Here is a 3128-nt window from a genome sequence, read left to right on the forward strand (position 1 = left end):
CGGCCTCCGGCAGCGAAGGCAGCAGCCCCCGCAGTTCCGGCTGCTGGCGCAGCCAGGCCTCAGGCATGGGCGGGCAGCGCAGCCATTGCGCAACCTGCGACTCGGCGATGCCTTGCAGATCCAGTGGACCGATGCAGTGGGTGGCGTCGTCCCGATAGAGATTGGCCTGCCCCAGGTAGGGCACGGCAGCGGCTTCCTGGCCGTGCGCGTCCCGGATGCATGGGCTCAGCGCCCACATGGCCGAGGCCAGGGGCTGCCAGGTCCAGTCCAGGCGGCGGCTCGGGCCCCAATGCCAGGGTGCAGACGGCGTGTCGTCGGACAGGCGCTGAACCACGCGGCCACTGGCCAGGACCCGCTCCAGCGTGGGTCGCGCCAGCGCGCCGGCCAGGACGCCCCAAGGCAGGGTGTTCCAGCGCGAACCGGACAGGTGCTGCATGGCCTCCAGGTTCTGCAGCAGGAACAGCAAATCCGGGTCTCCGGCATGGGCGTTGAAGTCGTGAAAGTTCTGCGAGGGCAGGCTTTGCAAGCGTCCCGGCAACCCGGTCTTCTTCAGCAATTTGCTGCGCGCCGGCCTCAGCGTGAGCCTGTGCTCGCCCGGCTGATGGCCGCGATGTTCTGCCAGTTCGAAATAAACGATGCCATCGGGCTGTGAGGGTCTGAAAGACAGGCTGACCCGAACCAACTGTTGATTTTCCAGCCAGCGCTGGGCCGCCGCTTCTTCGGCGGACGGCTGCCGGGACGCCGCTTTGCCCACCGGTGTTGCCGCCGGTGCCGAGGTGGCGCGCGGCGCCTGGGGCTGGGTGGGTGGCACGACCTCAGGCTGCTGCCTTGACAGCTCAAGCAACAGCGCGACCGCGTGCTTGCAGCGCTGGCCTACCGGGCAATCGCAGCCCGCGCCAAACCACCACTGGCCGTTTTCGTCGCGCACCAGGTCCAGCCAGGTCTCGTAGTTGCCCGAGCTGCCGCCCACTTCGGCGTCCACCGTCCAGCCGGGGTTCGCATTCGGGTCTTCAGTGAGTGTGAGCTCGCCGACCCGCCGCTCGCGAGCGTAGCGTTCGCCACGCTCGCGAGCACCCGAGCCGAACTGTTGCAGCAAGGTGCTCAGCCCGGGGCCGGACACTGCCTGCAACTCATCGTCGTCGTACATGGCGAGGCGAACGCTGGGCGCGAAACCGGGTCAGTACCGGTAGGTGTCGGGCTTGTAGGGGCCTTGCTTGGGCACGCCGATGTAGGCCGCCTGCTCGTCCGTCAGCTCGGTCAGCATCGCGCCAACCTTCTTCAGGTGCAGCCGGGCGACCTTCTCGTCCAGATGCTTGGGCAGCACGTAGACCTTGCCCACGTCGTAGCCGTCCTTGTGGCAGAACAGCTCGATCTGGGCGATGGTCTGATTGGCGAACGAGGAGCTCATCACGAAGCTGGGGTGGCCGGTGCCGCAGCCCAGGTTCACCAGCCGGCCCTTGGCCAGCAGGATGATCTTCTTGCCGTCCGGGAAGACCACGTGGTCGACCTGGGGCTTGATCTCGTCCCACTCGTACTTCTCGAGCGACGCGACGTCGATCTCGTTGTCGAAGTGGCCGATGTTGCAGACGATGGCCTGGTCCTTCATCGCGGCCATGTGTTCATGGCGGATGACGTCCTTGTTGCCGGTGGTGGTCACGAAGATGTCGGCCTTGTCGGCCGCGTATTCCATGGTCACGACCTTGTAGCCTTCCATCGCGGCCTGCAGCGCGTTGATCGGGTCGATCTCGGTCACCCAGACCTGGGCCGACAGCGCGCGCAGTGCCTGCGCCGAGCCCTTGCCCACGTCGCCATAACCGGCCACGCAGGCGACCTTGCCGGCGATCATCACGTCGGTGGCGCGCTTGATGCCGTCCACCAGGCTTTCGCGGCAGCCGTACAGGTTGTCGAACTTGCTCTTGGTGACCGAGTCGTTGACGTTGATCGCGCGGAACAGCAGCGTGCCCTTGACCGACATTTCCTTCAGGCGGTGCACGCCGGTGGTCGTCTCTTCGGTCACGCCGATGATCTCGGCGCTCTTGCGGGTGTACCAGGTCGGGTCCACTGCCAGCTTGGCCTTGATCGCGGCGAAGAGTTCGGTCTCTTCTTCGCTCTTCGGGTTGGCAATGACGGACAGGTCCTTCTCGGCCTTCTGGCCCAGGTGCATCAGCAGCGTCGCGTCGCCGCCATCGTCCAGGATCATGTTCGGGCCTTCGCCGGCCGTGCCCTTGGCGCCGAAGTCGAAGATGCGGTGGGTGTAGTCCCAGTAGTCCTTCAGCGTTTCGCCCTTGTAGGCGAAGACGGGGGTGCCGGCGGCGACCAGCGCGGCAGCGGCATGGTCCTGGGTCGAGAAGATGTTGCACGAGGCCCAGCGCACCTGTGCGCCCAGGGCCTGCAGGGTCTCGACCAGCACGGCGGTCTGGATCGTCATGTGCAGCGAGCCGGTGATGCGCGCGCCTTTCAGCGGCTGGCTGGCGGCGAATTCCTCGCGGATCGCCATCAGGCCGGGCATCTCGGTCTCGGCGATCTTGATTTCCTTGCGGCCCCAGGCTGCAAGCGACAGGTCGGCAATGACGTGGGAATCGGTGGCCAGCAGTTGGCTGGCGGGAGTGGCTGCATTCATCGGGGAGCTCCGAAAGTCAAAGGGTTGACCCGCGGTGGCGAACAGGATGAACAACAGCGTGCACCGGCACAAGCGGGACACAACTCACCCTGGGCGCCACGGCCATGGATCGCAGGGCCGTGCGGGTGAGCGCCGTTGCAAAGCAGAAGGTTCCGAGCCTGGGGCCTGCTGGCCTTGCAACGCTCCTCGGAACCGAGGGCCGGATTCTAACCAGCACCGCAGCCGCTGGCGAGGCGTCCCTTGCCGCGGGTGCAGTACCGGCGCTGTCAGTTTCAGGACTTATGTCGCATCGGCCGGCGCTTTGAGTTGGCTGATGTCGGCCCGCGGCGGCGTGCCGAACAGCCGCCGGTACTCGCGGCTGAACTGCGACGGGCTTTCGTAGCCCACGCGGTGCGCCGCGGTGCTGGCGTCCAGCCCTTCGGCCAGCATCAGCCGGCGCGCGTGCTGCAGCCGCAGGGACTTCTGGAACTGCAGCGGCGACAGCGTGGTCAGCTGCTTGAAGCGCAGG

3 protein-coding genes and 1 riboswitch are annotated in these 3128 nt (G+C 66.6%); all 3 genes read right to left on the bottom strand.

Translation table 11 applies throughout. The features are described from left to right. Positions 1 to 1147: SWIM zinc finger family protein (locus FKP22_RS25605; RefSeq protein ID WP_141290586.1), on the bottom strand; the 1147-nt coding region annotated here is incomplete at its 3' end. Between the two features lie 30 nt (positions 1148 to 1177). Beyond that, on the bottom strand, positions 1178 to 2620 hold the full coding sequence (gene ahcY, locus FKP22_RS25610) for an adenosylhomocysteinase (protein WP_141290588.1): 1443 nt from the start codon (positions 2618 to 2620) through the stop codon (positions 1178 to 1180). A gap of 120 nt (positions 2621 to 2740) precedes the next feature. Then, a riboswitch (S-adenosyl-L-homocysteine riboswitch) is annotated at positions 2741 to 2814 on the bottom strand. Positions 2815 to 2899: 85 nt separating this feature from the next. Beyond that, positions 2900 to 3128: helix-turn-helix domain-containing protein (locus tag FKP22_RS25615; protein ID WP_141290590.1), on the bottom strand; the 229-nt coding region annotated here is incomplete at its 5' end.

It is taken from the genome of Ideonella azotifigens (assembly GCF_006519715.1).
Classification (GTDB): domain Bacteria; phylum Pseudomonadota; class Gammaproteobacteria; order Burkholderiales; family Burkholderiaceae_C; genus Ideonella; species Ideonella azotifigens.

Excerpts from the sequence above, each read along its gene's own strand:
- ahcY (WP_141290588.1), bottom strand. The coding sequence starts at position 2,620 with ATGAATGCAGCCACTCCCGCCAGCCAACTGCTGGCCACCGATTCCCAC.